This is a genomic window from Alitiscatomonas sp., assembly GCF_037242085.1.
Taxonomy (GTDB): domain Bacteria; phylum Bacillota; class Clostridia; order Lachnospirales; family Lachnospiraceae; genus Alitiscatomonas; species Alitiscatomonas aceti.
This window is the reverse complement of sequence record NZ_JAXXBR010000031.1, coordinates 1-26040: the sequence shown is the minus strand read 5'-3', so window position 1 is coordinate 26040 and position 26040 is coordinate 1. Positions and strand designations below refer to the sequence as shown.

Below are 26040 nucleotides of genomic sequence, written 5' to 3'. Positions count from 1 at the left end.
ACTGATTCATGATATTTTTTAGCCACAAGTGTTACAAAAATGCTTGACCACAACATTTTGAGTTTCTGCCCTTTCTTGTATTATAATGCAGTTTCCAGACATGTCAATCAGGGCTGGCTCGGCCAGCCCTGACAGCATGCATGGTCTTCTGGGAATGACCATTTCTGGAATTATCCATTTCCTTGTTCCGATAATCATACTTGGAATATCCCAGTTCCTCATCCATTTCCTGATCCAGGGCACCTTCCAGGATGATGGACATCATATCCCGCATAATGGAATTGACATCCGTTCCATCCTTGACCTTTACATTGTTCTCTTTCAGGTAGTTGCCCATCATTTCCCGAAGAGCTGCTTTTTGTTGGGTATCCTTTTTTCTTGCCATAAAATAAACCTCCAAACTGGTAAGTCTATCTTACATCAGTTTGAAGGTTTACACAAACTTTGGGATACTACCACATTTTTTGTAATATATCTAATTTTAGATATATGAATTATTTTGATTATGTATTTATGAGCAGATAGCATATAAAATTACACTGTAGAAAACACAAAAACAAGGAGGATGATATTTATGTCGGTTTCCGTGTTTCAATGGGGATCAATCATACTGTGGTTTGTTATGATCGCCCTCATCTTGAAATTTGAAAAAAACGGGCATCACATGCTGTGGACCCTACTGGCGATCACGTTAACATTTCCTATCGAGGCACTCTATGATAAGTGTTTTGCGTTAACGTATTCGGATGAATTCATTAACCTATTCCCAACGGTTCCGTTGCCACTGATGATTCCGTTTGCGTACGGTACTTTTTATGGAATTACCTTACTGTTAGCAATCTGGGTATTTAAGAAACTCCCGAATGTTCCGAATTGGCTGGCTTTTATCCTAATGTTTGTATCCATGGTTTTTACAAACTTTGCGCAGGAAGGTCTTACGACAAGCACAAATGCATGGGTATATGATTGGCCCAATGCGACAGGATTGTTCGGGAGCAATCAGCCATGGATCGTTCCTGTAACAGTCGCTGCGAATCTTCCTATTTTCTTTTTTTCACACAGATTCGCTACAAAGATGTCTTCCCAATTAGGAACAAAGAAAGAACAATTCTTCATGCACTTTGGAATTATTCAATTTGCAACATTAATCATCTTTGCGATTGGAAATTGTATCCTTCTAATTTATGGCGGCCCACAGTAATCGTCAGTTTGAAATGCAAAGAAAGACAGACTAAGATAAAATTGTTTGAGTAGCTTAAGCTGTCAAAGAACCCCTATTAAGCCACAGCAAAATAGAGGTTCTTTTTCTGTATGATGTTGTTTTTACGGATTTTCAATGAAGTGTGGTTGTTCTTCCACCTCCACATTGCCAGTTTCTTTAGATTCATGGCAGCAAATTTAAGCCGCACCCACATACTTACCCGCTTTAAGCCCCGGTACGGTGTATATCTCATTCCATGTTTCTCTTGGCTTCGTTCACTGTTCCGCAGGCGGATGCTTACGATTTTTTTGCTGCTCGTGCAGGTATGGTTTCTGATCCGGATTGTCACGGACGGCAGCCAGTTTTCACAGCGGTTCAGCCATCTGCTGACATTGATCAGCATCGCTGCCGTGCTCTACATTGTTTCCCGGAAGGACAAGGGAGCCTATAAAACTGCATGGTCCATCCTGATCCTCTCTGTCCCCCTGTTTGGCGGATTCCTGTATCTGCTGTCCACCGTTCAGGTATCCAAATGGCGCTTTTCAAAAGATGTGCGATACACGCAGGAAAAAGCGAAAGCCTTGCCCCGTAATTTCGAGGTTTTGTATAGCACTATATATTGAACAGCCTTGAAAATATAGGCGTTTCGGGGGATAGTAAACACCCCTTATTTATGGTGCAATGATTAAAAGGAGGATTTACAAATGGCCAGAAAGTACATCTCTGATTTCAGAGAATACACTGTCCGATATGTGGAAAAATATCCCGAACTGAACAATCATCAGAAATCTGAATATCCAGGTGTTCCATATCACACCCTTTATGGCTGGTGGAAAGAGCGCCACCGTAAACTCAGAGCCGGCGAAGTCGAACCCTCCAAAGGAAATCTCACTCCTAAAGAGAAAGAAATTGCCCAGCTAAGACGAAAAAATCAGAAGCTGCAGGATACTCTTAAAATATTAAAACAAGCCACCCGCATTCTGGGAGACTGACCGAATCAAAGTATGCCGCTTTTCATTCTCCGGGGCCCCACAGCTCACTTTCCTTTATTCCCTCTCTATCTGGCCTGGTCAAATATTCTAAAATTGGCTATTTAAACAATGCCAATTTTTCTATATGATGATGCCATAAAGTCAATCGGCTTCCAGGGGATCTCAGATCCCCACAATTTACCCATGATCCCGGAAGCCAGAAAAGCCAGCAGGAAAGGAGAACCCGTCATGAACACAGATACTACGTTTGCACGCTTCAAAAAGATCGACGCCCACACCCACATCGGCGCCTTCGGAAGTCCCTTTAACATCCACTTCGATACGGAACGCCTCTTACAGCAGATGGAAGCTTATAATATAGAAAAGACCATCCTGGTTGCCAGCGGCCCCCACGCCAACGAAGATACCGCGGCAGCCTTCCGGGCAGAACCCCAGAAGATCATCCCCTTAATGTGGATCAACTGCGCCGAAGGAAAGGAGGCTTACGATGCCCTGGAACACTATATCCGGGACGAGCATTTTGCCGGAGCCAAGCTCCAGCCCCTCTTTGACGGCTACACCGCCGACGCTCCCTGTGTGGATCCCGTGGCAGAGATCTGCGAGGCATACGGAAAGCCCCTGTTCGTCCACTCCGGCCACCCGCCCTTCTCCCTTCCCTGGCAGATCGGCCTCTTAGCGGAGCGCCACCCGAAGCTTCCCATGGTAATGATCCATATGGGCCATGCCCACGGCGTCTATGTGGACGCAGCCATCACCATGGCCAGGAGATATGAAAATATCTGGCTGGAGACCTCCGGCACGTCCATGAGCTGCCAGATCGCCAACGCCTATGAGACCGTGGGCCACGAGCGGGTCATGTTCGGCATCGACTCCCCATTCCACCATCCCACTGTGGAGATCCAGAAGGTCATGGCCTGCGGAGTAGACGACGAGGGCCTGGAAAATATTTTCTACAATAACGCTGCAAAATTCATGGGACTGAAATAAAATCCCGGAACAGAAACGAAAAGGAGCGCCTGCTATGCAAAAAACTCATTCCTCCGGACCAGCCCGTGCCTGTGATCCCACCCTGGATATGGCCATCACCGGCCTCATGGCCGCCCTGGTATTCACCGGAACGTATTTTTTCAAGATCCCCACAGCCTTTGGCTATACCCACCTGGGAGACTGTATGATCATCCTCACGGTCTGCCTGTTCGGCACCCGCAGGGGAATGCTGGCCGGAGCCATCGGAGCCGGGCTTTCCGACTTCATCGCCGGATACGCCGCCTGGGTCCTGCCTACCATTGTCTTAAAGGGCGGCTGGGCGCTGATCATGGGACTCATCATGTACCGGCTGCTGCCCCATTTTAAATATTCCTGGCTGGCCGGTGCCGTCACCGGCGGCATCTTCCATGTGATCGGCTATACCTTAGTAAAGATCCCTCTTTACGGCGGAGGCGTGGCCATGGCCGAATGCTTCACCCTGGTGGCTCAGACGGCTGCCGGGATCGTCCTGGGCGGCGTGGCCTACACAGTCCTGTCCAGATCCCCGGCCATCCGGAGCCTGCGGGTGAAATTTCTCTAAAAAGTAAAAAAAATTACTTTTTTCCAGTTTTTTTATAATTTTTATTCCTAACGGAAATATTTTTACAAAAATACTCATCCTGTACCATAGTAGAACGGATCCTTATATAGTAAAATTGTGTCATTCTTTTAAAAAATTTTACTGAATCCGTTAAAGGAGGTACTCTTATGGATGCAATGCAGCTTGCAAACAGTCTTCCCATGTGGCTGGCCTGCGGAACCGCCGTACTTCTGGTGGTATTCCAGGCTGTGATCTTCACGAAAAAGGCCATGGACGCCGCCCCGAAGGTGGGCCTTACCAACGATCAGGTGAAACGGGCAATGAAAAGCTCCGCCCTCACCTCTCTTGGCCCATCGGTCGTGATCCTGAGCGGAATGCTTTCGCTCCTGGTATCAGTGGGCGGCCCCATGGCCTGGATGCGTCTTTCCTTCATCGGCTCCGTTATGTTCGAGTCCATCGCAGCCGGAATTGGAACTGCATCCGCCGGTGTCCAGCTGGGCGTGGATGAAATGACCACCTTTGCCTTCACAATGGCTGTCTGGACCATGATCCTAGGCTCCATCGGCTGGATCATCGTTTCCACCCTCACCGCTGACAAAATGGAAAAGGTACAGAACAGAATGGCAGGCGGAAACTCCGCTTTAGTGGGCGTGATCTCCGGAGCTGCCATGGTCGGCGCCTTCGGCGGCATGGTGAGCCAGAAGCTGGTTGCAGTGGATAAATCTGCCCTTTCCTGCGTGCTGGGCGGCGTATTTATGGCCATTCTGCTCTATGTTTCCGGAAAATTTAAGATTTCCTGGTTAAAAGAATGGAATCTGACCATCGCGATCCTGGTCGCCATGATCATCACAGCACTGGTATAGGAGGGCTTATTTTTATGGACAAACATTATTTCACCAACGATTACTTACCAAAAATGCACCGGATCGGAAAGATCACCGGCATTCTCGGCGTTTTCGCCTCTTTCCTTCCCGCCCTTGTTCTTGGCTTTGGCCATGGCCTCTGGCCGGATCTTGCGCTGTTGGCTACCTGCTTCATTACCGTTACCACCAGCTTCGGCTTCCTCTGGGTCATTGAGCCGATCTCCTATTATCCGGTCCTGGGGCCTGTGGGAACCTACATGGCGTTCCTTTCCGGAAATATCTCCAACATGCGCGTTCCCTGTGCCAGTATTGCCCAGGTTTCTGCCGGTGTGGAGCTGGGATCCGAACAGGGCTCCATCATCTCCACCATTGGAATGGGAGTTTCCATTATCATCAACATCATCATTCTTTCCGTTGGCGTCATTGCCGGAAGCTCTATTCTGGCCATGCTCCCGCCCTCTGTTACCGCAGCCTTAAACTACCTGCTTCCGGCCCTCTTCGGCGCTCTCTTCGTACAGTTCGCCGTGAACCAGAAAAAGCTGGCCGCGATCATGCTGGTATTCGGGTGTGTCGTTTATATTGCCATCAACAAAGGAGTATTCAACTTCCTTCCGGGAGCCAGCAGCTATCTGGGAACCCTGTTATGCGTATTTGGTTCCATATTTATCGCCATGGCCATGAAAAAAATGGAAGGCAAAAAAACGGAATAGATCCCGTCTCTCTTCCTCCCTCTTTCTGCTCACGCTGTTAAAAAACAGCAAAATGCACAATATGTCCTATATTTTTTGTCTATTTTATGGTATGCTAGACTGAATACGACAATATTTTGCATGAAAGAACCGGTTTGGAACCAGCTTCCATCCGGGTGACAGAAGAGGGAGGTCCCGCAGTATGGGAATTTCAGTCGGCGATTTGCTCAGTATGGACTTTTTTAAGGATTTTCACGTCATTGCCGGCCATAAAGGATTAAACCGCGAGATCCAGGGCGTCAGCTTCCTGGAGGTGCCGGAAGGCCATCGCTGGAGTATTGGAAAAGAGCTTATTTTCACGTCCGGTTATATTTTTGCTGAATTTGAAGGCTACCTGGATAAATTCTGTGAGAATTTTATTCCCAGCCACGCAGCCCTGGTGATAAAAAGGGGCAGCTATCTGGATAAGATCCCGGAGAAACTGATCGAGATTTATGACAGGAACAGCATTCCCCTGATCACCATGCCCTACTCCCCGTCCTGGATGACCGTGGTCAACCAGGTAAACGTGGGCGTATTAAACCATGCGATCCAGAGTCTCAGGATCGACATCAGCCAGGGCCCCGGCTGCTACAACCAGAATTACAAGGAACAGGCCATCCAGAAAATCTTAAAAACTCTGGAAACCGAAATGGAATTTCCCGCTTTTCTCTATGATGTGACCATGGATAAGCGGTATTACAGCTCAGACAACTTCAAAAAGGCCAGTGAAAAATATGGGATCCGCGAATCCGATTACTGGTCTCCCCAGCTTCCCCATACCAGCCACGCCCTCTGCGACTGTATCCACATGAAACGGTACCGTCTCCTCAAGGGAGAGGCCGCCAATGAACCCCGGATCAGCTGGGTCACCATCCCCATCGAGTCCGCAGGAGTGGTACAGGCGTATTTCTGTGTGATGGAATCCAGGAAATTCCTGGATTTTTATGACGAATACTCCATGCGCATCGCCTATCTGATGCTCCAGGGAATCTTCGACCAGCAGGTGGTGGCCCGGGATGCCAGCAATATCGGGTTTGAAAATCTGATCCATCTGGCCATGGAAAGCACTCCTGCTGACGCCCGGCAGCTGATCTACCAGGCGGACCAGCTGGGGCTCTCCGTGGAGCAGCCATACCTCTGTATCCTGTTCCGTCACGACCAGGATGAGCTGGATATCCGGAGCCACAGGACCTCCATGCTGGAGGCGTTCAAACGATGCCGGATGAACCGGATCGGCCGCGTGGCATTCCTGTCATCCACAGAAGGAGTCATCCTCCTCAACGCCGTCCGGCTGTCCCCCGTAAATAAGGAAGAGATCCGTGGACTGATCCTGGAGTTCCAGAAGCTCCTCCGGGGGACTTTCCCCGACGTATCCTGGTTTTTCAGCTTTACGGGAGATTCGGGAGATCTCCATGATCTCCGTCCTCATATTGAAAAATGCCGGAAGGTCCTGAATATCGGAAGACTTACCGATTCCCGGAAGACCCTCTTTGATTACGACGCACTGGGGATCCTCACCTGGATCAATATCCCTGAGGACGAACTGGGCCCTCTTTTAAAAAAGCTCCAGAAACTCATCGACTCAGAAAAGAACCAGGAACTCCTCTATACTTTAAAAACCTATCTTGAAAACAATTTAAATTACAGCCTGACAGCCGAAAAGCTTTTTGTCAATGTCAATACAGTCCGGAGGCGGATCGAAAAGGTCAATGAACTGATCCCGGTCCACTGGGACGACTATGTTGAACGCACAAAACTGGGGCTGCTGCTGCAATATCTGCAGCCTGGCCCCGATTCAATCATTCATTTAAAAGAAAGGCGGAATGGATCATGAACATGTATAACGAAGCACTTGCCATGAAGGACACTTTAACGGCGGACCGCCGCCACTTCCACCAGAACCCGGAGCTGGGTCTGGAACTTCCGAAGACCGCGGCCTATGTGGAGGACAAATTAAGGGAAATGGGGTATGAGCCCCAGAGAATGGGAAGCGGCGTAGTGGCTGTTGCCGGAAAGAAGCCGGGAAAATGCTTCCTGATCCGCGGTGATATGGACGCCCTCCCTGTAACAGAAATGACAGACCTGGAATTTAAATCTGAAAACGGATGCATGCACGCCTGCGGCCATGACTGTCATACCGCCAATATGCTGGGCGCAGCACGTCTCTTAAAGGCCCATGAGGATGAGCTGGAGGGCCAGGTAAAGCTCATGTTCCAGCCGGCCGAGGAAACCATGGACGGAGCGAAGATGATGGTGGAAAACGGGATCTTAAAGGACCCGGACGTAAACGCCGCCCTGGGCATCCACGTATTCACAAACCTTCCGCTGCCGGCAGGCACTGTGATCATGACCGGCGCAGACTCTAAAATGGCTGCCGTGGACTGGTTTACCATTAAGATCACCGGCAAAGGCTGTCACGGAGCCCAGCCCAACAACGGCGTGGATCCCTTAAACGTCATGTCCCACATCCATCTGGCTCTCCAGGCCATCAACGCCCGGGAAATGGATCCGGCGGACAACATGGTCCTTACCATCGGCCAGATGCACGGCGGAAACACCTCCAACGTGATCCCCCAGGAGGCCATGATGTCCGGAACCATCCGCACACTAAAAAATACCACCCGGGAAATGGTAAAGACCCGTATGGACGCCATCGTAAGCACTGTGGCTGCCGCCTTCAACGCCGAGGCCCATGTGGAATATGGAAGCGGCTGTCCTGTCTTATTCCATAACCAGGAGCTCTACGGGGAAGTAAAGGGATATCTTGGAGAACTGGAGGGCGTTCACTTTGTGGACTTAAACGACATCGGCCAGCGCATGAGCAACATGGGCTCTGAGGACTTCTCCTATGTAGCCAACGAGGTTCCCACCGTGTTCCTTGGCATCGCCGCCGGTCAGCCCGAACAGGGCTACTGCTACCCCCAGCATCATCCAAAGGCCATGTTCCATGAGGACGCCCTTCCTGTGGGAGCAGCTGTTTACGCCCATGTGGCTATGGAGTGGTTAAAGAACCACTAAAAAGCATCCGTCCGGCTATAAAATAAGAAAACGGAGGAACAGACAGATGGAATACACTCTGGCAACCATGAACGATCTGCCGGCGATCAAAGCCCTGCTGGCAAGATATCATAAAGATACCATTTCCCAGGAGGATATCCCCGGCGGCTTCGTGACCACCAAGCTCTCGGACCAGCAGTTTGAGGATCTCATCGTAAACCGGAGGGGCGTGACCTTGGCAAAGGATGAAAACGGGACCGTAAAGGCCTTTGCCCTGGCTGCGGGATGGGATTACTGGATGCAGGTCCCCATCATGAAGCGGATGACCGAGGTGCTGCCGGATATGCCGTTTGAGGGAACCGCCTTAGACGAAACGAACACCTACCAGTACGGCCCCGTCTGCGTGGATGTTTCCGTCCGGGGCACAGGCGTTTTTGAAGGGATCTTCAAGGCCTCTCTGAAACAGTTCGAGGACCAGTATCCCGTCATGGTGACCTTCATCAACCAGATCAACGGACGCAGCTACGCCGCCCACACAAAAAAGGCCCATATGACGGAGATCGGCACCTTTGATTTCAACGATAATCATTACTGGATGATGGCCATCAAGACCAGATAGTACACCTTTTACGATTTTAAGGGATCACCGGCGGTGATCCCTTATTTTCAAATATAAAAATGGAGGGATCCCATATGAACAAACTTGGCTTTGGCTTCTTACGCCTCCCGATAGCCCCGGCCGGAGAGATCGACTTAAGCCTGTTAGATCAGATGACAGACGTATTTTTAGCCCACGGGCAGAACTATTTTGACACCGCCTACACCTATCTGGCTGGAAAAAGCGAATGGGCCATCCGGGAATCCCTGGTAAAGCGCCATCCCCGGAGCTCCTTTCTTCTGGCCGACAAGCTGCCTGGCTATAAAATGACCTCCCACGAAGACTGTTACCGGTACTTTAAGGAACAGCAGGACCGTTGCCAGGTGGATTTCTTTGACGTATATCTGCTCCACTGGCTCAATGGAAAACATTATGAAATTGCTGAAAAATATAGGGAATTTGAATTTCTTGAAGAATTAAAAAAGACTGGGAAAGCTATAAAGACAGGATTTTCCTACCATGATTCCGCCGATCTTCTGGATGAGATCCTTACGCGCCATCCGGAGGTGGATTATGTACAGCTCCAGATCAATTATCTGGACTGGGAAAGCAGCTCCATCCAGTCCAGACGCTGCTATGAGACTGCCGTAAAGCATGGAAAAAAGGTCATCGTCATGGAGCCTGTCAAGGGCGGAGCGCTGGCTGCTCTTCCCGAAAAGGCCGGACGGCTCCTGGAAAAACTTTCGCCGGACGCCAGCCAGGCCTCCTATGCGATCCGGTTTGCAGAAAGCCTTCCGGAGGTGGAGATCGTCCTCAGCGGAATGAACACCATGGAGCAGCTCCTGGATAATCTGGCGTGCCGCCAGCCGCTGACAGAATACGAACAGAGCGTTCTTTTTGAAGCTGCCGGCCTTTTAAGGAACTCCATCGCGGTTCCCTGTACCGGGTGCGGCTACTGTGTCAGCGGATGCCCGAAAAAGATCCATATACCGGAATATTTCAGGCTGTATAACGAATATAAGCAAAATCCCGGAGACGGCTGGAAGATCGCTCCTGTTTACCAGAACATGACCGCTTCAGGAGGAGGCCCGGCAGACTGCATCGGCTGTAAAAAATGTGAGGGCAGCTGTCCTCAGACGCTGCCCATCATAAAATTTCTTTCTGATGTAAGGGAAGCTTTTGATGACCGCCATTCTTAAATCATAGATCCTGCCTCATATTTTAGAAGCGTATTTTAGCTGCATATTTAAATAGCACCCTTATTCAGTTGCTTTTATACTTCTAAAATGTTATACTCATGAAGAGGTGATTGTGATGTCCCAGGAATATGCAGCATTAATTATAGATCTAAGAAATTCCAGATCCTATACGGATTCAGACCGTTTTTTGATCCAGACTCATATGATCCAGGTTCTGGATTTTTTAAATAAGGCGTTTTCCGGCGATATACTGCGTACAGTAGAATTCAGTGCCGGAGACGAAATACAGGGATTATTTTCTACAGGAGAATCTGCTTATTTATTTTACAGATTTTTTTCCATATGGCTGTATCCAGTTAGGATCCGGGCCGGAATAGGGATCGGAAACTGGAACCTGCAGATGAAAGGCCGGGGAACAACCAGTCAGGATGGCGAAGTTTATCATAATGCACGAAATGCGATCCGCTGCACAGACCCTACATTGGGATATCCTGTACTGATGTACAGTGCCTCCAGAAATGATCGAACGCTCAATACACTAATGGGAGGAGCTGCAAATGTTACTGAAAATCTGAGCATCACCCAGAATCAGCTGTTCCTCATCACTGAAATTCTGTTTCCGCTCTGCCTGAAAAATGACTTTCAATGGCCCTATGACTCTCTGGCTTTCAATCGGTTATTAATTGAAAAAAGCTGTTTTGATCATAAAATATCAAAAACAGACAGGGAACTTCCTCTTGATCATATAAATTTAACCGATGATTCAGTCGGGCAGATACCGGCCCGGGCCAGAAATGATATTTATAGAAAAACAGAACCGAACGCCTTTTTTGTCACTGGCGGCAAGCAGCGTGGGATCCCAACTGAAGCAGCCAAAATCCTTTCTATAAAAAGACAGACCATTGCGCGTTCATTAGAAAGCGGAAATATATATTGGGCACGCAGCATGGCGTTAACCGTGTTATATGAAATGAATACAAATATGAAGGAGGTATAGTTTTGTCACTTTTATTATTGATTTTATCCGTACATTTCCTTGCTGACTTTCATCTATGGCCAGGTTCCCCTGATGTAAAAAAACATCCCTGTTTCAGATGCCTGCTCCCTCATTTTGGGATGTATTCTCTTATTTTGGGACTTATATTTATTCTATGTGTTTCATTTCCCAGTGCAGTCATCGCGTGGATGTTCATTATCCTGTCTCACTTTATAACCGACGTTCTTACATTCCACTATTATACCAGAAATCACATATCTCCCCGCAGTCAGCTGACTGCATTCTGTACCAGCCAGCTTATTCATACCGCATCGATTCTCGCTGGATCCTGTTTTTTCCATCTCCCCGAAAATCTTACAGAAACTTTCAAGTCCCTGTGTATACAAGTCCCGCTTCTTCAGAATATGCGTTATCTGCTGCTGGTAATCCTTCTTCTGACCCCGGCTTCCCAATTTGTAAAAATGCTTACCGCATCTATTTCCCTTCAAAAAAATCCTGATTCACCAAAATCCAATGATTCCTCCGCCGGAAGCATGATCGGAAAATTAGAACGGCTGATCATTGCCATGCTGGTCATATATGGTGAAGCCGGGGCGATCGGATTTGTGCTGGCCGCCAAGAGCCTGGCAAGGTATAAACAGTTTGAAGACCAGGATTTTACGGAAAAATTTTTAGTAGGGACCCTGGCCAGTGCGGCGATCGCAATTGCACTGACCCTGTTCCTGATAGAAAACCAGAAACCATCTGCTCCCTTGATGTTATAGCTTTCTCTCCACCAGCACCTGGTATACATCCCTTTTGCTGATCCCCCGGTCCTTTGCCACCTGCTTCATTGCGTCCTTCCGGTCCAGGCCCTGTTCCAGGTACAGGTCCATGTGCTCCTCCACCGTCATGTCCTCCCAGGCCGCTGCCTTTTCCTTTTCGATCTCCTCCAGGCTCTTCCCCTCTACGACAATGACGCACTCGCCTCTGGGCTCTTCGTTCTCATAGTGGGCCAGAGCCCCGGAAAAGGTGGTCCTGAAGGCCGTCTCATACTTTTTCGTCAGCTCCCGGCAGATGGTGATATTCCGCTCCCCCAGAGCCTCCATAAGCTCCTCCAGGGTCCTGACCAGCCGGTGGGGGGCCTCATAGAGGATCATGGTCCTGGTCTCCTGCTTTAATTCCTCCAGGATCCTCTGCTTCTCCTTTTTATCCGGGGGCAGAAAGGCCTCAAAGGCAAAGCGCCTGGTGGCCATGCCGGAGATGGTCAGGGCCGTGATACAGGCGGCAGGTCCCGGAAGGGAGGTCAGCTCGATCCCGGCCTCATAGCACTGCTTCACCAGCTCCTCCCCGGGATCCGAGATCCCAGGCGTTCCCGCATCAGTTATCAACGCAATGTTGGTCCCTTCCTTCAGCTTATCCACAAGATACCTGGCCTTCTCCACCTTGTTATACTCATGATAGCTGGTCATGGGCGTTTTAATATCAAAATGATTTAAAAGCTTGATGCTGTGGCGGGTATCCTCTGCGGCGATCAGATCCACCTCTTTTAATGTATTTAACACCCGCAGGGTGATATCATCCAGATTTCCAATGGGCGTTGCACATAAATATAGCTTTCCCGCCATGTCTGTATCTCCTTTCCGACGGTTTCTGTCATCCCCGGCAGGGGCGCCATGTCCCCCGGACGCGGCTCCTAGTATCCGTATATCTCATAGATCTCGTCCGTATAGACCCCCGGCTCCTTATAAACGATCACCGGCGGTTCCAGCTTAAGCCAGGCTCCCCCGCCCCGGACAGCCTCGATGAGGACCATGTTCGCGTCCTTATCTGCAAAGGGATGGACAAATTTCATCCGCTTGGGCTCCAGCTTATACTGCCTCATCACCGTAATGATCTCTGCCAGACGGTGGGGCCTGTGGACCATGTAGAAACGGCCTCCGGGCTTTAACGCCTTCGTTCCCTCCCGGACCACGTCCTCTAAGGTGCAGAGCACCTCATGGCGGGAAATGGCCTTCACATCCCCTGGATTCTTAAGGCCATGGGCATCGTTCATATAGGGGGGATTTGAGGTCACTACATCAAAGGAAGCCGCTCCGAAGATCCGGCTGGCTTCCTTAATGTCTCCCTGTATGATGTCGATCTTTTTTTCCAGGCCGTTTAAGGCCACGCTCCTCTGGGCCATTTTCATGATCTCTGTCTGGATCTCCAGCCCAGTGAAATGGTCTCCTTTTGTTTTTGCCGAAAGGAGAAGGGGGATGATCCCGGTCCCGGTACCCAGATCCAGCGCCCGTTCTCCGGGCTTTACTGATGCAAACCCGGAAAGCAGCACCGCGTCCATTCCGAAGCAGAAGCCGTCGGTCTTCTGGATGATCTTCAGCCCGTTTCTCTGAAGATCATCCAGCCGCTCATTTTCCATCAGATCAGTTATCATCCAGCTTCGATTTCCCTTCTTTTTTCTCCAGAGCCTCCAGCTGCTTTAATTCTGCGTCGCTGATGCTCATTTTTTCCTTTTTCCTCTTGGGACGGAATTTCAGCTGATCCACCTTATATTCGCGGATCTCCTTTTCATCTCCGTTGACGGTGACCACCACCTTCACCAGCTGCCTTAGGATGCTGACGCTGTGGACCTCTCCCTTTAAGCCGTCGTCGGTGGTCACATAATCCCCGATATTGGGAAGCCGCCCATTTAACTCCTCATACGTCTCTTCCTCGTACTTTAAGCAGCACATGAGCCTTCCGCAGACGCCGGAGATCTTTGTGGGATTTAAGGACAGATTCTGTTCCTTGGCCATCTTAATGGACACCGGGATAAACTCAGACAGGTAGGAGGCGCAGCACAGCGGTCTTCCGCAGATCCCGATGCCGCCGACGATCTTCGTCTCGTCCCGGACACCGATCTGACGCAGCTCGATCCTGGTCTTAAATACGGATGCCAGGTCCTTTACCAGATCCCGGAAATCGATCCTTCCGTCGGCTGTGAAATAGAACAGCACCTTATTATTGTCAAAGGTGTATTCCGTATCGATGAGCTTCATATCCAGCTCATGCTTTTTGATCTTTTCCAGACAGATCTTAAAGGCTTCCTTCTCCTTTTCCTTATTCCTTCTCTCGATCTCCTCGTCGGCTGCCGTAGCCATCCGGATCACAGGCTTTAAGGGCTGGATCACCTTTTTATCGTCCACCTCGTGGCTTCCGAGGACCACGTGGCCGTATTCCACGCCCCTGGCTGTCTCCACGATCACGTGCTGTCCGGCTTTGATCTCCTCATTTCCCGGACTGAAATAATATACCTTTCCCGCTTTGCGGAAACGGACTCCGATTACTTTTGTCATTCTTATCTCCTTACGACGGGTTCTTCATGGTCAGGAACAGAAGCTCCATCACCAGCTCCAGGTTGACGTTGGCCTCCAGTCTCGCCCGCGCCGTGTCGATGGCGCTGAGGATCTGCTCCAGCCCCGCATAGTCAGCCTTTTCCCCCAGTTCATTGATCATTTTATATTCATCCTTAAATATCAGCAGGTTCATATCCTTTGTCACCTTGAACATAAGGACGTCCCTGTACCAGAGCTGCATCAGATCCAGCACCTCTTCGATATCAAAGCTCATTTCCTTGATCTCGCGGATACAGTCCAGAAGCACTGCAATATCCATGGATCTTACATTTTTCACGATATTCATGACTTTCTGGAACAACTCCTTAAATTCGTCGGAGGATGCCAGGTGGATGGCCTTTCCCAGATTTCCACGGGCAAAGGCCGCGCAGATCTCCGCCTCCTTTTCCGGAATATCCAGATGCTCCGTCAGATAGCTTTTTACTGTAAAATCCTTTAAGGGCTTTAATTTCAGCTGGACGCACCTGGAGAGGATCGTGGGAAGGAACGCCTCCTGGTTGGTGGTGATCAGGATGATGACCGCATAAGACGGCGGCTCCTCCATGGTCTTTAAAAGGGCGTTCTGGGCCTGTACCGTCATCTTCTCCGCCTCGTCCACAATATAGATCTTATAATAGCTGCTGTACGGCCGGATCATGATGGTATCGTTGATCTGTTCCCGTATATCGTCCACGCCGATGCTCCCCGGCTTGCTGTGGGTCACATAGATGAGATCCGGGTGGTTTCCCCCAAGGACCTGTTTGCAGGAATGGCATACCATACAAGGCTCATTGCCTCCTTTTTCACAAAGGAGCGTCATGGCAAATGCATTGGCGATGGATTTTCTCCCCATTCCAGCCTCGCCTGTCAGAATATATGCGTGAGATATTTTATGATTTTCGATGGCCTTTTTAAAATGCTCTTTGACCATATCGTTTCCAAGAATATCCTGAAAACCTGTAACCTTACCCTCCAGCATAACCATCCCTCCAATCTTTTATCGAAACTTCCTTCTATTATATCACATTTTTCAGTGTGATTCCATTTCCTTTAAAATTTCTTCCAGACAGGCCTCCAGGTCTGTGTTGGAAAACCGTTTTCCGATCCGGAGCCTGGAAAGGAGCTCTTCAGAAAAATCATCCTCGTCGGCCAGATACCTGCGGCAGACCTCCCTGTAATTGGGATTTTTCTGTTTTCCCTCCCGTTTCACGGCCCGAAGGAGCCGGATCCCGTCGGGGACCTCTATATAAACCGGGACCAGCGCCCCGTTTCCGTAGTACCGGCACATCTTTTCATAGGATTCCAGGGTCCCGATCATCAGACAGTCCCCTTCTCCATGGATATCAAACTGGCCGTCGTCCATGGTAAAATAGCTCCACGGCCCCATGACCGTCTCATACGTCCTAAGCTCCACGATCTTTCCGGAATTTTTAAACTGTTCCAGTTTTTCTGACGAAGTAAAAAAATACTCCACCCCGTCTGTCTCTCCCTCCCGGATGGGACGGGTAGTATAGGGAACCACCGTCGTAAGCTCCGGCCTCCGCTTTAAAAGCTCCTTAAATACCGTATCCTTACCTGTGGCGCTCTTGCCCATGATATAAAAGATCCTGCCCATTTTCTGCGCTCCGTTCTCTTTTGCTGTACAATCCTGGAGCCATGCTGCAATATTGGCCCAACTGACTGACATTGTAACATAAACCCTTATTTTTCCGCAACCGTTATTATGGTGGAAAGGGATGGATCCTCCAGGCCCTGGACAGACAGCCCCATAGCTTCATACCAGGCTTCCCGCTCCAGAACGTCCTCTGTGATCTCCTCTCCCGGAGCCAGGACCGGGATCCCCGGAGGATACAGATAAATAAATTCCCGTGACACGCTGCCAGCGCTTTCTGACAGTCTTTTCCTGATCCCGGGCATTTCCATGGCCTCCGCCGGAGAAAGCCGCAGAGGCGGCTGTGGAAGCTCAGAAAGCCCTCTGTCTCCATGGCCTTCCCCCGTTCTGCCGGAAACGCTTTCCGGCTCTGTGTCCAACTCCTGATCCAGCTCCCAGAGGGCCTTTTCCAGCCGCAGAAGTCCTTCCTCCGTATCCATTACCGACGTCATTCCAATGACATATTCCGGCGCACACATCTCCATTTCCAGATGATACCGCTCCCGCAGGATGTTTCCCAGAGCCTCTCCGCTTAACCGCTGCCTTTCCCCAGAGACGTTCTTAAACCAGACTCTCTTACAGGAAATAACGATCTTTGAGGGATCCCAGCCGTACACAGAAACCGTTCCGGGAGCTGCTCCGGCTTTTCTGGAATGATCTGCCTCCACGATCTTCTCCCAGTCCAGTACCTTTAAGTTCCTAAGATCCTTTACCTGCTGGAAAAACCGCTCCAGCCGCTTTCCATAAGCCGCCATCTCCCGGCGTCCGTCCCCGTCCATGAACCGGATGCACTGCTCCATAGCCGCCATGAAAACATACGACGGGCTGGAGCTCTGGAACATCCCCAGATACCGGCAGATCCTTTCCCGGTCCGCCAGATCCCCCTTCATATGGAGGACCGCCGTCTGGGTAAAGCATGGGAGCGTCTTATGGAGGCTCTGGATCACCACGTCCGCCCCCATGGACAGCGCTGGCTCCGGAAAGCCGTTTTCCCTTCCGCCAAAGGGAAGGTGCGCGCCGTGGGCCTCGTCCACGATCAGCGGGATCCCATGCTCATGGGCCGCTGCCGCGATCCCCGCAATGTCCGATACGACGCCTTCATACGTAGGAGAGACCACCAGAACCGCCTGGATCTCCCGCTTTTTATCCTGCTCCAGGATCCTTCTCACATCCGAAGGACAGACTCCTCCGCTGATCCCCGGCCCCTCCAGATAAGATGGATACACATACACAGGCTCCAGATGGTTTAAGATCAGCCCGTGATACGCCGACTTGTGGCAGTTTCTGGCCATAAGGAGCTTTCCGCCCCAGGCCGTGGAGCCGCAGACAGCGCTTAAGATCCCGCAGGTGCTGCCATTTACCAGATAACACGTCTGGTCCGCCCCATAGATCTCTGCCGCACGCTCCATGGACTCCTTTAAGATCCCTTCTGCATGATGCAGATTATCAAAACCGTCGATCTCTGTAATGTCGATGGAATACGGATCCGGAAAACCGTTTAAAAAATCCTGTCTTTTATGGCCTGGCATATGAAATGGATAAAAATCCGATTTTCCATAATTTTCTAATTTTTCCAATAAACTATTTTTTCTAATCTCCATCGGCTTCTCCATTTTCCATGGCCTCCCTGGCCCTTTCTCCGGCTTCTTCTCTGGCTTCTTCGCTCTCTTCTCCGGCTTCCTCTCTGGCTTCTTCATTTTCTTCCCCGGTTTCTTCTCCGGCTTCCCCTTCGTTCTCTTTCTCTGCCTCTTCTCTGGTTTCCTCTTTCTTTTCTATGTCCATATCTGGCTCAATATAAGAAGGCCGGAACCCGCATCGTTCCTCTGCGATCCGCAGGGCCGGAGCCGTGACCGCGCCACCGTCTATATCCTGTTCCTCATACGTTTCCTGGCTCACAAAGAACTCCAGTCTGTCTCCGTCCTCCAAAGGGACCGGTTCTTTGGAATCCAGGATCTCCCGCTCCTCCTCCCGTGTCAGAGGAACGTATTCTGTGCAAAGCTCTCCGTCCCGTTCCACCTCCACTGCCAGGTATGCCTCAGTATCCGGCGGCGTAAAGCGGACCTGCCGCTCCAGCACATCCCGGACATAGGCTGCACCTGCGGCTCCATGGCAGTATCCCAGGTCAAAGGCATTTAAAAGCTCCTCCGGCGTCTCCAGATCCTCCGGCTGCAGATACAGGACCTCATTTAAAACCCCATTCTGGGATGAACCCGAAAGAAATACCGATATGCCATCCAGCTCATAAACGGTATCATAGCCACCGTCCTGGTCATTCTGGATCACTGCCTCCATATGATCGTCCTCTCCATACACCGTAAGCCCGTCCAGAAGGCTCTCCTTCCGTATTTTGATCCCCAGGACATAGCCTGCCCCATCCTCTGTTTCACGTCCGTAAAACGCGTAAGAATCCTCCAGGGGACCGCCGTAAGCAGCTGCCCTTTCCCGGTCCATATCCTGGAAGGAAAGGCTGCTCTCAAACTGCTCCAGAAAAGAAACCGTTTCCTCTGCCCTCTCCTTTGGATCTCCCAGCAGCTCCTGTCCAGCCTGGGTCTCTGTCCCATCCGCAGCTGCCGTTTCCGCCTCCATGATTACCTGGGCTTTGGGAGCCCCACAGCCGGCCAGAGTCAGCCAAATCCCTGTCAGGATCCCCATATTTATGATCCATTTTCTCATTCTGATCACCATCCTGCGTTCATTCTAACATCCGCCCGGAATCCACACAAGTGCCCGCAGAAGAATTAATAAAAGCGTAACGTTTTTGAAATGTTTCCATCTGTTCATCCTGCGGCCTGTATGATAGAATGATAAAAACAGTATGGCCCCGCCTCTGCCGCACGCCATCATGAGGATCATGGGCTGCCATTCATGTATCATTCTTAAAGGAGGGACCCATATGAAATATCGTATTGTAGGTGACACAATGCCTGCTGTGGAGATCATGTTCGATTCGAAAGGTGAGAGCGTATTTACCCAGTCCGGAGGCATGACATGGATGAGCGACGGGATCGCCATGGCCACCAACACCCGCGGCGGCCTTATGAAGGGAATCGGCCGCATGTTTGCAGGAGAATCCCTGTTCATGGCCACCTATACTGCCCAGAGGCCCGGCGCTCTCATTGCCTTTGCTTCCACTGTGGCTGGCCAGATCTACCCTCTGGATGTCAGCGCCACCGGCGGCCTGATCTGCCAGAAGGGGGCCTTCCTGTGCGCCCAGGATTCCGTCAATGTCAATATCTCCTTCACGAAAAAAATCTCCTCCGGCTTCTTTGGCGGGGAAGGCTTTATCCTCCAGGATATCAGCGGCCAGGGTATTGCGTTCCTTGAGGTGGACGGTGATCTGGTGGAAAAGCAGCTGGCTCCCGGCGAGATCCTGAAGGTCGATACAGGCAATGTGGTGGCCTTTGACCGCAGTGTCCGCTACGAGATCGAAACCGTAAAGGGCCTTGGAAATATCTTTTTCGGCGGAGAAGGCCTGTTCCTCACAAAGCTCACCGGCCCTGGACGCGTTCTTCTCCAGACCCAGAACCTGGCAGAATTCGCCGGACGGGTGGCGCAGTTTGTTCCCACGAATAATTGATGACCTTACAAAAAATGGCTCCTGCTGCTGCAGGAGCCGTTTCTTTCTCTTTTATACCTTTTCACTGATCCCATCTGCCATATGGATCCATTTCCCGCTGAGAAGTCTGGAGACACACCATACAGATTTAATCACATAATCTGCCCGGAGGCACAGCATCACCAGCCAGGCAGGCCAATGGAGGACCAGACCGCCTACGGCTCCCAGAGGAATGGAAACCAGCCACATGAACAGGATATCTGCCTTCATAAGGAATTTCGTATCGCCTCCGCCCCGGAGCACTCCCTTGGTCATCACTGACTGGATCGCCTGGAAGAACACGATCACCACATACGCGTTCATCATCTGATGGACAAGAACAACGGTCTCCTGGTTTAATGTATAAACAGATACAGTCAGCGGACCGAACAGGAACACCAGGAGAGAGCTTAAGAGACCAAATACGATACTGAAGAAATAAAACGTTTCTCCCTGCTCCATGGCCTTTTTCCTGTTTCCCGTTCCCAGGGTCTGTCCGGTGATGATGCCCGACGCATTGGAAACGCCCTGAATGACCACAGTGCAGAGCCGGTCCACCACCTGACAGATGGCATTGCTGGCAACCACTGCTGCTCCCATATGCCCCAGGACCACAGAAACAATATTTCCGCCGAGACCCAAAAGAGAATCACTGACCAGAACCGGGGCTCCCAGCCGGAAATAGCTCCGGTAAAAAGCGGCTGACGGTGATTTTATCAGATGACAGATCCTCAGGCCCAGGCTTTTATCCTTCACAAGGATATAAAAAAAGGTGGTAATAAACTCCGCTCCTCTGGCAATGAGCGTTCCCAGCGCCGCTCCGGCAATCTCCATTCTGGGCATTCCAAATTTTCCAAAAATGAAAATATAATTGGCTCCGATATTGACCACAAAGGATATGATGGACACAATAAGCCCCAGATGAGCCTGTTCCACGGAACGCATCAGCTGGGCCGCCACAAGACTGGTCCCATGAATGACAAAAATAAATGCCGTTATCTTCAGATAGCGGATTCCCTGGACGATGACCTCCTCTTCCGATGTATATATGGACATGATCGGTCCTGGAAAGATCCAGGTCAGGATCATAAACAGCACCGCCACACCCGCAGAAAGCCGAAGCGCCATATTGAACGTTTCCCTTACCTTCTCTTTTTCTCCTGCTCCCCAGTACTGGGCCGCCAGGACGCTGGAGCCCCCGATGATCCCCATGCACAGAATCGTAAAAAAATTATAATACTGATTTGCAAGGCTGGATGCCGACAGCTGGATCTCCCCAAAGGAGCCCAGCATCATGGTATCCATCATATTAACGCCCATATTGATGGCCTGCTGCAGAGCCACCGGCAGCATGATCCGGATCACAGATTTATAAAATTCTGGTTCTTTAATGATCGAAACTTTCACTTTTCATCATCCCTTTCTCCTTTTTCATTATATATTTTTTTCGCAGATATGGGGCCTGTATTGGAAAATATTCCAGACAGGCCCCGGATGATCCGATCATTATTTTCTTAAGAATACCGGCATTCCAAATGCAGAATCGCCTGCAATGTCTGTCGCAAGTATGCGCGCCCACTTCATGCCTTTGGGAAAACTGAATGTAACTGTCTTTTTCCCGTATGGCTTCGTATCCGACATATTAATTGTTTTAGTTGTAACGTTTTCTCCGTCCGAATATACAATTTCTGCATCGATCAGTGGGAAAGTCCAGCTGAAGGTGGCCTCTGCACATCCGTCTGTAATCTCACTCTTTTCGATCAGCACCTCTCCAGTTGAATAGAAATGCCTTCCTTCACGCAGCGCGTTGATCACCTCTTCCCAGTTTCCATAAGCCGGTATCTTTTCCAACTCCACATAGGTACAGTTTACCTGTGCGTATGGATCCCAGTTTTCCTCCCGCTCCTCTACCTTGGAATATGTATCCAGCTCGCTCATAATATATTTAGGTCTGTCTGCCCAGTTATTGATATCATTCCATACACGGGCAGTCCGTCCATCGATCATTGTCTTGCAGGAATTATCTGCCGGAAGCTGCCTGCAGCCAATGCCGAACCATCTTTCATCCTTAAACCACTTTTCATCCTTCACATCATACGGAAGTCCGTCATTGGCCTTAGTGTCTGGATGCGGCATCTGGACAAAGCAGTTTTCACGACGGCACATTTCCATCACATCGTCTGCGGATTTAAGATGGTAATACGTCCGGCCGTCCGGAAGGATCTCTGCAAATTCCTGATCATCATCGCGCCATCTGGAATAAAGGAGCGGTTTGGACGGAAGAATCATAAAATGATAAGGGATCAGCTGCTTTGACAGATCCTTTCCCATGATCGCGATTTCTTCCGAGGTGACAACGAGGAAATCCGGTGTGCTGCAGTAATGGCCCATGGCATGGTACCGTTCCAGATCTGATTTTCTTCCCTCTTTATTATCATCCTTTCTTCCCTCTGCCCAGAAATCGGCCAGACAGAAGATATCTCCTCCCTCTTCCTTTATCAGCTTCTCCCATGGACGCTCTGCTCTCTGATCCCTGATCCAGGCAGCATGGGTCGCCACATGCATGTGAGAAAGCAGACGCTTGTATCCCGGCAGCTGGCGTAAATGATCAAAATTCGTGTATTTCATTGCCATAGCCCGCGTTACCCATACCGAACTGGCGCTTGGAAGGATAAAAAATGCCATGTTCTGTACGGTTCCTGGCTTTGCATTATAACATGGCCAGCGCACATTGTAGTTTTCTGCTTCTTTATTATGACGGATTCCGACCGCCAGTTTTCCAGTATCATCGTTTCTTATGTAGTAATTATAGCCAACAATGTTTTCTGTCTGGCTCCCCCACATAAACCGGTGCGGGGAAGGGAACACGGCGACTGCCCCATTGGGCTGCTGTACCGTCAGCACTCTTCCTCTGGCATCTACTCTCTGCCGGTCCCTGTCCGGTCCGCTGTTTGTGCGAAGTCCCGGATTCTCATATATTTCATGACGATTTGGAGAGATATAATACAGCTTATCGATTTGGAATCCATTGAGGCCTCCATGATACAGATAGGCAACTCCATCCTCCTCTGTTGCTGCAACAGCCTCGATCCGGATCAGGTTGCTGCCCTCAAAGAAATTAAAGCGGCAGCCCCCCTGAAACTGTCCCAGGGTCAGTCCATCAAAATATACAGATATACGGTTTCCATCCTTTTCCTGGGAGATATGGGATGTATCCCACTGATCCACCGCCTCTTTTACCTTATCCCTGCGGCTCATGGGATCATCGGAATAGGTGTCCCACTGATATCCCAGAACTTCTCCAGGGGCAAGTCCTTTGGACCTCTGGGGATTATTTTTCGTACGTTCAGAGGTGATCACCTTAAACTGTGGAACCAGATTCCTGGCCAGAACGTTATAAAAACCATGGGCTTCATATCCCAGTTCCAGAACACACGGGGCCTTATCAACGATCCCTAACTCTGCTTTCCAGCAGTAACCGTCCTCTCCGTTCCACTGAACGAGCATATTTTTTTTATCCATAGTCTGTCCTCCTCTTAAAATTTGATTTTATGGCCATGCAGGGAATAAATAGGCCACCCAACAGACGCCTGCCACCGTGCTTAAAAGCCCCGGAAGAACACCTTGCTTAAACAGATCCTTTGCACTGTATCCGCCGGCTCCCATGGCAATAGGCATTACAGCCGTTGCCATAGGTGTAAACCAGGCGACCAGAGAGGACATCTGGATACACATTATAAGCCCAAGAGCACTGCATCCAATGGTTTCCGCACACAGGATCGCCACTGGAATAAAAAGATTCGAGGTAGCGCCATTGTTCATAAACTGCGTCAGGAACATGGTCACAAGCCAGAATACCAGATAAAGAACGATGGTTGATGGATGTTGTCCTAAGATACCTGCAACCATCTTACCAATAAGTGCCCCAGCTCCGGTATTTAATAATGCGGTTCCCATTGCCAGCGCTCCAATATACATAAATATAATGGAAAACGGGATGGAATCTGTCGCCTGCTTTACAGGGATTGCCTTTGTCATAACGACTACGAGTGCTCCTCCCATTGTAAAGATCCACTGGGGAATACCTGTTTTACTTGCGGTCACCAGACCTATACACTGGAGAATAAATGTAACATAGATTATGGTTTCCTGTCTCGAGGTCAGAACATCTTCTTTTCTCGCCTTAAGGTTTACTCCTGTAATCGCCGTAGACGGATGATCCGGTGAGATTTTCAGACCAATGAACATGAAATAAAGAAGCATCACAATTGCCAACGGAGCTTTGCACAGGAACGGGTCGATCATACGGAACTGATCTCCAAAGCTATATCCAGCGGCAGCCAGATACCCGTTATACTTGTTATATGTTACGGCTCCAGATCCCAGCGGGATTCCCGTCTGATCTGCCAGCATACAGCATATAAGCGGGAACATGACCTTTGAAGGACTGATATCATTTTCCTCACAGACTGCAACTGCCAGCGGGTAAACAATGGCAATACGTCCAATGGCTCCTGAAAGGAAAAAACCCAGAACAAAGTTAATGACCATAAACATCCGGATGGCATTTTCCCATCTTCCTTTTCCTGCCTTTGTCAGCAGCTTTGCAATGGATTTCACGGCTCTGGTCTTTCCAAACGCATTGGCCGTGATCATCATCGTACCCATGATAATCACATTATTATCACTGAATTTTGCCAGCGCCTCCGGTGATGTGATACAGCCGGTAAGAACAAGCAGCAGCATAATGGACAGTGATACGGCACCCAGTGGGAATTTATTCGTACCCATCAATACAAGCAGCAATAACCATATCAAAAGATTTATTATGATCAGCGGTGTCACTTTCTTAATCCCCCTTCCGGTTCATAAAACAGTATACGTTTCTACATTTTGGAAATCCGGATTTCTTTTATACACCAACTATAAGTAAATTTTTTATAAAAGGCAAATAGCTTATTTTCTATGAAATATGTAATATAATCTATAATCTGTCTGTTTAAATTTAAATTTATTGTAAATTATTATTTACATATACTTTATCCCAGCATTTTATTTATGCCGTATGAAATATTATCTATGACTTTATTCATTGACATGGTTTTAAACAGAAAATATAATAAAGATAATAAATTAAACTGGAGGATTCTATGAACCGATTGGAATACATCCTGGCAGTCATTGAAGAAAAAAGCATTACGAAAGCAGCAAAGCGTCTCTATATAACGCAGCCCACCCTTACAAAATATATCAATCAGCTTGAAGACGAATACGGCGTAAAATTTTTTGACCGGTCAACAACACCGATCCGGCTGACAGAGGCCGGGCAGCTTTATGTTGAAAAAAAGAAAATGATGATAGAAGAAGAGCGCTCACTCCGGTCACAATTAAAAAGTATTGAAGATAAAAAAATAACCCTCACCATCGGCTCGGGCCATACTCGTGGCGAAAAATTCCTCCCCTATGCATTAAAACAGTTCTGTGATCTACACAGCAACGTGGACTTCTGTATCACCTTTCCTGATGAGATTGATTTTTATAAGAAACTGAAAAGCGGAGCCATTGATCTGGCTTTTGGAGTAATCGATGTTACAAATAATATGGATATTGAGTATCTTGAAATGACGGTGGAATCCATGGGAATCGTTGTTCCCACAGAATGGGGCTTTCTTCCGCAGGACGCCGATCCATCTCTCACCTTTCAGCATCCGCTTCCCATTACTGCCGATATGCTGAATGGCAGAGATGTGATCATTCCCGGCCGCTCCACAGGAGCAGATATCACATTTATGGAAATGCTGTCTAAATACAATATCCAATTCGGCAGAGTGATAACCGCCAATAATATGATCATATTAAGAGAATTGATCCAGTACGGGCTGGGATACTCTTTTATTTCCGTCAATAAACAGATACCCAGAAACTGCATTCTGTGCTCCATGCCTGGTATATCCTCTAAACGGAGCGGGCGCTGCGCATACATAAGGAGTCATCCCCATGTGGAACTTTTAAGAGAACTTTCTGGAATGATCTTTCAATCCATTAAACTTTTAGGATAAATTCAACTTATTTTTACAAAAACAGCCGGACTTTCTTATGAGTCCGGCTGTAAAAAAAGGAAAACCTATTCGCTAAGGTTTTCCAATATTCATGAGACATCGGGGATTCGAACCCCGGACAACTTGATTAAAAGTCAAGTGCTCTACCGACTGAGCTAATATCCCATACAACTATTTAGTTGTAATGCCCAGAGCCGGAATCGAACCAGCGACACGAGGATTTTCAGTCCTCTGCTC

Annotated in this window: 25 protein-coding genes, 1 tRNA gene and 2 pseudogenes; 15 read left to right on the top strand and 13 right to left on the bottom strand. The window is 49.3% G+C overall.

Features of this window, described 5'->3' with window-relative positions:
• Positions 1-136 precede the first annotated feature (136 nt).
• Positions 137-385, bottom strand: a pseudogene (locus WIH05_RS01115) (transposase); the annotation flags it as partial.
• Between the two features lie 189 nt (positions 386-574).
• Here WIH05_RS01115 and WIH05_RS01110 point away from each other — a divergent pair.
• A complete protein-coding gene (locus WIH05_RS01110) occupies positions 575-1201 on the top strand; it encodes a hypothetical protein (protein ID WP_337424860.1) in 627 nt (208 codons plus the stop codon).
• Positions 1202-1277: 76 nt separating this feature from the next.
• Here WIH05_RS01110 and WIH05_RS01105 read toward each other — a convergent pair.
• Positions 1278-1472, bottom strand: a pseudogene (locus WIH05_RS01105) (transposase); the annotation flags it as partial.
• Here WIH05_RS01105 and WIH05_RS01100 point away from each other — a divergent pair.
• The 12 genes from WIH05_RS01100 (at position 1387) to WIH05_RS01045 (ending at position 11909) form a co-directional block, all read left to right on the top strand.
• Positions 1387-1824, top strand: a complete 438-nt coding sequence (locus tag WIH05_RS01100; RefSeq protein WP_337424861.1) for a PLD nuclease N-terminal domain-containing protein — start codon at positions 1387-1389, stop codon at positions 1822-1824. The pseudogene WIH05_RS01105 and the gene WIH05_RS01100 overlap by 86 nt on opposite strands.
• An 81-nt stretch (positions 1825-1905) precedes the next feature.
• Positions 1906-2193: a hypothetical protein gene (locus WIH05_RS01095; RefSeq protein WP_337424859.1), complete on the top strand. Its 288-nt coding sequence runs from the start codon at positions 1906-1908 to the stop codon at positions 2191-2193.
• 228 nt (positions 2194-2421) lie between these two features.
• Positions 2422-3180, top strand: a complete 759-nt coding sequence (locus tag WIH05_RS01090) for an amidohydrolase family protein (protein ID WP_337424858.1) — start codon at positions 2422-2424, stop codon at positions 3178-3180.
• Between the two features lie 34 nt (positions 3181-3214).
• Complete coding sequence (locus tag WIH05_RS01085; RefSeq protein ID WP_022272952.1) at positions 3215-3760, top strand: ECF transporter S component; 546 nt, start codon at positions 3215-3217, stop codon at positions 3758-3760.
• A gap of 167 nt (positions 3761-3927) precedes the next feature.
• Positions 3928-4623 (top strand): DUF5058 family protein, encoded by a 696-nt coding sequence (locus WIH05_RS01080; RefSeq protein ID WP_022272951.1) that lies wholly within the window; start codon positions 3928-3930, stop codon positions 4621-4623.
• A gap of 14 nt (positions 4624-4637) precedes the next feature.
• Complete coding sequence (locus WIH05_RS01075) at positions 4638-5333, top strand: hypothetical protein (RefSeq protein ID WP_022272950.1); 696 nt, start codon at positions 4638-4640, stop codon at positions 5331-5333.
• A gap of 181 nt (positions 5334-5514) precedes the next feature.
• On the top strand, positions 5515-7188 hold the full coding sequence (locus tag WIH05_RS01070; RefSeq protein WP_022272949.1) for a PucR family transcriptional regulator: 1674 nt from the start codon (positions 5515-5517) through the stop codon (positions 7186-7188).
• The gene (locus WIH05_RS01065; protein ID WP_337424857.1) at positions 7185-8372 is read left to right on the top strand and encodes a M20 family metallopeptidase; all 1188 of its coding nucleotides are present in this window, start codon (positions 7185-7187) and stop codon (positions 8370-8372) included. The genes WIH05_RS01070 and WIH05_RS01065 overlap by 4 nt, the downstream gene beginning before the upstream one ends.
• A gap of 46 nt (positions 8373-8418) precedes the next feature.
• Positions 8419-8970, top strand: a complete 552-nt coding sequence (locus WIH05_RS01060; RefSeq protein WP_337424856.1) for a hypothetical protein — start codon at positions 8419-8421, stop codon at positions 8968-8970.
• 74 nt (positions 8971-9044) lie between these two features.
• On the top strand, positions 9045-10148 hold the full coding sequence (locus WIH05_RS01055; protein WP_337424855.1) for an aldo/keto reductase: 1104 nt from the start codon (positions 9045-9047) through the stop codon (positions 10146-10148).
• Positions 10149-10263: 115 nt separating this feature from the next.
• Positions 10264-11145, top strand: coding sequence for a SatD family protein (locus tag WIH05_RS01050; RefSeq protein WP_022272945.1), 882 nt, complete (start codon positions 10264-10266; stop codon positions 11143-11145).
• 2 nt (positions 11146-11147) lie between these two features.
• Entirely contained in the window at positions 11148-11909 is a 762-nt protein-coding gene (locus WIH05_RS01045) for a DUF3307 domain-containing protein (protein ID WP_022272944.1), read from the top strand.
• On the opposite strand, the gene rsmI is transcribed toward WIH05_RS01045, so the two are convergent.
• The 7 genes from rsmI to WIH05_RS01010 all read right to left on the bottom strand — a co-directional run bounded on the left by rsmI (position 11904) and on the right by WIH05_RS01010 (position 18822).
• The gene (gene rsmI / locus WIH05_RS01040; RefSeq protein ID WP_337424854.1) at positions 11904-12752 is read right to left on the bottom strand and encodes a 16S rRNA (cytidine(1402)-2'-O)-methyltransferase; all 849 of its coding nucleotides are present in this window, start codon (positions 12750-12752) and stop codon (positions 11904-11906) included. The genes WIH05_RS01045 and rsmI overlap by 6 nt on opposite strands.
• Before the next feature lie 68 nt (positions 12753-12820).
• Entirely contained in the window at positions 12821-13558 is a 738-nt protein-coding gene (locus WIH05_RS01035) for a tRNA1(Val) (adenine(37)-N6)-methyltransferase (protein ID WP_262427756.1), read from the bottom strand.
• Positions 13548-14459: a stage 0 sporulation family protein gene (locus WIH05_RS01030; RefSeq protein WP_337424853.1), complete on the bottom strand. Its 912-nt coding sequence runs from the start codon at positions 14457-14459 to the stop codon at positions 13548-13550. Before WIH05_RS01030 ends, WIH05_RS01035 begins: the two co-directional genes overlap by 11 nt.
• Before the next feature lie 10 nt (positions 14460-14469).
• Positions 14470-15477: a DNA polymerase III subunit delta' gene (gene holB / locus WIH05_RS01025; protein ID WP_022272940.1), complete on the bottom strand. Its 1008-nt coding sequence runs from the start codon at positions 15475-15477 to the stop codon at positions 14470-14472.
• A 51-nt stretch (positions 15478-15528) separates the two neighbouring features.
• Positions 15529-16113: a guanylate kinase gene (locus WIH05_RS01020; RefSeq protein WP_022272939.1), complete on the bottom strand. Its 585-nt coding sequence runs from the start codon at positions 16111-16113 to the stop codon at positions 15529-15531.
• Between the two features lie 86 nt (positions 16114-16199).
• A complete protein-coding gene (locus WIH05_RS01015; protein ID WP_337424852.1) occupies positions 16200-17762 on the bottom strand; it encodes a decarboxylase in 1563 nt (520 codons plus the stop codon).
• On the bottom strand, positions 17740-18822 hold the full coding sequence (locus WIH05_RS01010; protein ID WP_337424851.1) for a hypothetical protein: 1083 nt from the start codon (positions 18820-18822) through the stop codon (positions 17740-17742). Before WIH05_RS01010 ends, WIH05_RS01015 begins: the two co-directional genes overlap by 23 nt.
• 220 nt (positions 18823-19042) lie before the next feature.
• On the opposite strand from WIH05_RS01010, the gene WIH05_RS01005 reads away from it, so the two are divergent.
• The gene (locus WIH05_RS01005; protein WP_022272936.1) at positions 19043-19726 is read left to right on the top strand and encodes a TIGR00266 family protein; all 684 of its coding nucleotides are present in this window, start codon (positions 19043-19045) and stop codon (positions 19724-19726) included.
• A gap of 51 nt (positions 19727-19777) precedes the next feature.
• On the opposite strand, the gene WIH05_RS01000 is transcribed toward WIH05_RS01005, so the two are convergent.
• The 3 genes from WIH05_RS01000 to WIH05_RS00990 form a co-directional block, all read right to left on the bottom strand.
• Positions 19778-21151 (bottom strand): MATE family efflux transporter, encoded by a 1374-nt coding sequence (locus WIH05_RS01000; protein WP_337424850.1) that lies wholly within the window; start codon positions 21149-21151, stop codon positions 19778-19780.
• A 99-nt stretch (positions 21152-21250) separates the two neighbouring features.
• Positions 21251-23266 carry a hypothetical protein gene (locus WIH05_RS00995; protein ID WP_022272321.1) on the bottom strand — a complete coding sequence of 672 codons (2016 nt, stop codon included), beginning with the start codon at positions 23264-23266 and terminating at the stop codon, positions 21251-21253.
• Between the two features lie 27 nt (positions 23267-23293).
• Positions 23294-24589, bottom strand: coding sequence for an SLC13 family permease (locus WIH05_RS00990; protein WP_022272320.1), 1296 nt, complete (start codon positions 24587-24589; stop codon positions 23294-23296).
• 314 nt (positions 24590-24903) lie between these two features.
• On the opposite strand from WIH05_RS00990, the gene WIH05_RS00985 reads away from it, so the two are divergent.
• Positions 24904-25803: a LysR family transcriptional regulator gene (locus WIH05_RS00985; protein WP_337424849.1), complete on the top strand. Its 900-nt coding sequence runs from the start codon at positions 24904-24906 to the stop codon at positions 25801-25803.
• 92 nt (positions 25804-25895) lie between these two features.
• Here WIH05_RS00985 and WIH05_RS00980 read toward each other — a convergent pair.
• Positions 25896-25968, bottom strand: a tRNA-Lys gene (locus WIH05_RS00980).
• Positions 25969-26040 lie beyond the last annotated feature (72 nt).

Bases quoted from the DNA above. Each gene is read 5' to 3' on its own strand.
- WIH05_RS01095 (WP_337424859.1), top strand. From the start codon at position 1,906: ATGGCCAGAAAGTACATCTCTGATTTCAGAGAATACACTGTCCGATAT.
- WIH05_RS01020 (WP_022272939.1), bottom strand. From the start codon at position 16,113: ATGGGCAGGATCTTTTATATCATGGGCAAGAGCGCCACAGGTAAGGAT.
- WIH05_RS01050 (WP_022272945.1), top strand. From the start codon at position 10,264: ATGTCCCAGGAATATGCAGCATTAATTATAGATCTAAGAAATTCCAGA.
- WIH05_RS01070 (WP_022272949.1), top strand. From the start codon at position 5,515: ATGGGAATTTCAGTCGGCGATTTGCTCAGTATGGACTTTTTTAAGGAT.
- WIH05_RS01065 (WP_337424857.1), top strand. From the start codon at position 7,185: ATGAACATGTATAACGAAGCACTTGCCATGAAGGACACTTTAACGGCG.
- WIH05_RS01080 (WP_022272951.1), top strand. From the start codon at position 3,928: ATGGATGCAATGCAGCTTGCAAACAGTCTTCCCATGTGGCTGGCCTGC.
- WIH05_RS01100 (WP_337424861.1), top strand. From the start codon at position 1,387: ATGGCAGCAAATTTAAGCCGCACCCACATACTTACCCGCTTTAAGCCC.
- WIH05_RS01035 (WP_262427756.1), bottom strand. From the start codon at position 13,558: ATGATAACTGATCTGATGGAAAATGAGCGGCTGGATGATCTTCAGAGA.
- WIH05_RS01030 (WP_337424853.1), bottom strand. From the start codon at position 14,459: ATGACAAAAGTAATCGGAGTCCGTTTCCGCAAAGCGGGAAAGGTATAT.
- WIH05_RS01110 (WP_337424860.1), top strand. From the start codon at position 575: ATGTCGGTTTCCGTGTTTCAATGGGGATCAATCATACTGTGGTTTGTT.
- WIH05_RS01010 (WP_337424851.1), bottom strand. From the start codon at position 18,822: ATGAGAAAATGGATCATAAATATGGGGATCCTGACAGGGATTTGGCTG.
- rsmI (WP_337424854.1), bottom strand. From the start codon at position 12,752: ATGGCGGGAAAGCTATATTTATGTGCAACGCCCATTGGAAATCTGGAT.
- WIH05_RS00995 (WP_022272321.1), bottom strand. From the start codon at position 23,266: ATGGATAAAAAAAATATGCTCGTTCAGTGGAACGGAGAGGACGGTTAC.
- WIH05_RS01060 (WP_337424856.1), top strand. From the start codon at position 8,419: ATGGAATACACTCTGGCAACCATGAACGATCTGCCGGCGATCAAAGCC.
- WIH05_RS01005 (WP_022272936.1), top strand. From the start codon at position 19,043: ATGAAATATCGTATTGTAGGTGACACAATGCCTGCTGTGGAGATCATG.
- WIH05_RS01090 (WP_337424858.1), top strand. From the start codon at position 2,422: ATGAACACAGATACTACGTTTGCACGCTTCAAAAAGATCGACGCCCAC.
- WIH05_RS01075 (WP_022272950.1), top strand. From the start codon at position 4,638: ATGGACAAACATTATTTCACCAACGATTACTTACCAAAAATGCACCGG.
- WIH05_RS01015 (WP_337424852.1), bottom strand. From the start codon at position 17,762: ATGGAGAAGCCGATGGAGATTAGAAAAAATAGTTTATTGGAAAAATTA.
- WIH05_RS01055 (WP_337424855.1), top strand. From the start codon at position 9,045: ATGAACAAACTTGGCTTTGGCTTCTTACGCCTCCCGATAGCCCCGGCC.
- holB (WP_022272940.1), bottom strand. From the start codon at position 15,477: ATGCTGGAGGGTAAGGTTACAGGTTTTCAGGATATTCTTGGAAACGAT.
- WIH05_RS01085 (WP_022272952.1), top strand. From the start codon at position 3,215: ATGCAAAAAACTCATTCCTCCGGACCAGCCCGTGCCTGTGATCCCACC.